This window comes from Streptomyces phytophilus (assembly GCF_013870535.1).
GTDB classification, from domain to species: domain Bacteria; phylum Actinomycetota; class Actinomycetes; order Streptomycetales; family Streptomycetaceae; genus Streptomyces; species Streptomyces phytophilus.
The window spans coordinates 1-1633 of record NZ_JACBXC010001317.1; the positions used below are offsets into that span (position 1 = coordinate 1).

Sequence of the window (1633 nt, forward strand, 5' to 3'; positions counted from 1 at the left end):
GCGTCACCGCGGACGCCAGCATCACCGCGTCGCAGCCCAGCTCCATCGCCTGCGCGGCGTCGGAGGCGGTCCCGGCGCCGGCGTCGAGGATCACGGGCACCCCGGCGGCCTCGGTGATGAGGGCGAAGTTGTGCGGGTTGCGGATGCCGAGCCCGGAGCCGATGGGGGAGCCCAGCGGCATCACGGCGGCGCAGCCGGCATCCTCCAGCTTGCGGGCGAGCACGGGGTCGTCGTTGGTGTACGGGAGCACGGTGAACCCGTCGTCGACGAGCGTCTCGGCGGCGGCCAGCAGCTCGACGGGGTCGGGCAGCAGGGTGCGCTCGTCGGCGATCACCTCCAGCTTCACCCAGTCCGTGCCGAGCGCCTCGCGGGCCAGCCGGGCGGTGAGGACGGCCTCGCCGGCGGTGTAGCAGCCGGCGGTGTTCGGCAGCACGCGGATGCCGTGGCGGCGCAGCACGTCGAGCACGGAGCCGTGTACGCCGGGGTCGATGCGGCGCATCGCGACGGTGGTCAGCTCGGTGCCGGAGGCCAGGAGGGCGCGCTCCATGATCTCCAGGCTGCTCGCGCCGCCGGTGCCCATGATGAGGCGGGAGGAGAAGCGGACGCCGGCGATGGTGAGGGGGTCGGCGGCTTGCTCCGGGGCCGCGGTGTTCGTGGCGTCTGCGGCTTTTGTGGGGATAGGGGCGGGGGCGGGTACGGGGGTGGTGCGGGTCACGGTGGGTCAGCCTCCCTGGACCGCGGTCAGGATCTCGACGCGGTCGCCGTCGCCGAGGGTGGTGGTGGGCCAGCCGCCGCGCGGTACGACGTCCTCGTTGACGGCGGCGGCGACGCCGCGGGGGGCGGCGGTGACGGTGGCGACGAGGGCGTCGAGGGTGAGGCCCGCGTCGATACGGCGGGGGGCGCCGTTGACGGTGACGGTGACCGTGACAGCGGCGGTGGCGGTGGCGGTGGCGGTGGTGTGCGGGCTGTTCGTGCGGGTCTGCGTGGCGTCCTCGGTCATGCGTGCCGCCCTTCGCGGTGCTGGTGCGTACGGCCGAACCGGGTGGCCGCGAACGGGCGGGCCACGTCGGGGAGTTCGCCGCCGGTGAGGACGGCGGCGAGTGCGTCGCCGGTGACCGGGGTGAGGAGCACCCCGTTGCGGTAGTGGCCAGTGGCCAGGTGCAGGCCGGGCAGGGCGGTGGGGCCCAGCAGCGGCGCGTTGTCGGGGGAGCCGGGGCGCAGCCCGGCGCCGGTCTCGACGAGCGGCAGCTCCGTCACCCCGGGCAGCAGCTCGTGCGCGTCGCGGAGCAGCTCGTACACGCCGCCGGCGGTGACGGTGGTGTCCCAGCCCAGCTCCTCGCTGGTGGCGCCGACGACCAGCTCGCCGCTTTCCCGCGGCACCAGGTACACGCTGCTGCCGCGGACCACGGCCCGTACCGTACGGGACAGGAACGGCGCCCCGGTGCCGGGCATCCGCAGCCGCAGGACCTGCCCTTTCACGGGCCGCACCGGCGGCCGTACCGCCTCCGGCACCCCCGAGAGCCGGCCGCTGCGGCTGCCGGCGGCCAGCACCGTCTGCCCGGCGGCGATCCGCGTGCCGTCGGCCAGTTCCGCGCCCGCCTGGAGCCCGCCAACGCCGTCGTCATGGCCGCCC

The 1633-nt window shown here is 75.8% G+C and carries 3 protein-coding genes; all 3 read right to left on the reverse strand.

The window, feature by feature from the left end:
- Positions 1-715, reverse strand: a 715-nt coding sequence (locus tag H5J30_RS31945) for a thiazole synthase (RefSeq protein WP_181791095.1), incomplete at its 3' end; no start/stop codon positions are given.
- A 6-nt stretch (positions 716-721) separates the two neighbouring features.
- A complete protein-coding gene (gene thiS / locus H5J30_RS31950) occupies positions 722-1000 on the reverse strand; it encodes a sulfur carrier protein ThiS (protein ID WP_181791097.1) in 279 nt (92 codons plus the stop codon).
- A partial coding sequence (locus H5J30_RS31955; RefSeq protein WP_181791099.1) for an FAD-dependent oxidoreductase occupies positions 997-1633 on the reverse strand: 637 nt, incomplete at its 5' end. The genes thiS and H5J30_RS31955, both read right to left, overlap by 4 nt.

What these genes read in the sequence shown, in the direction of transcription:
- thiS (WP_181791097.1), bottom strand. Translation starts at nt 1,000, where the DNA reads ATGACCGAGGACGCCACGCAGACCCGCACGAACAGCCCGCACACCACC.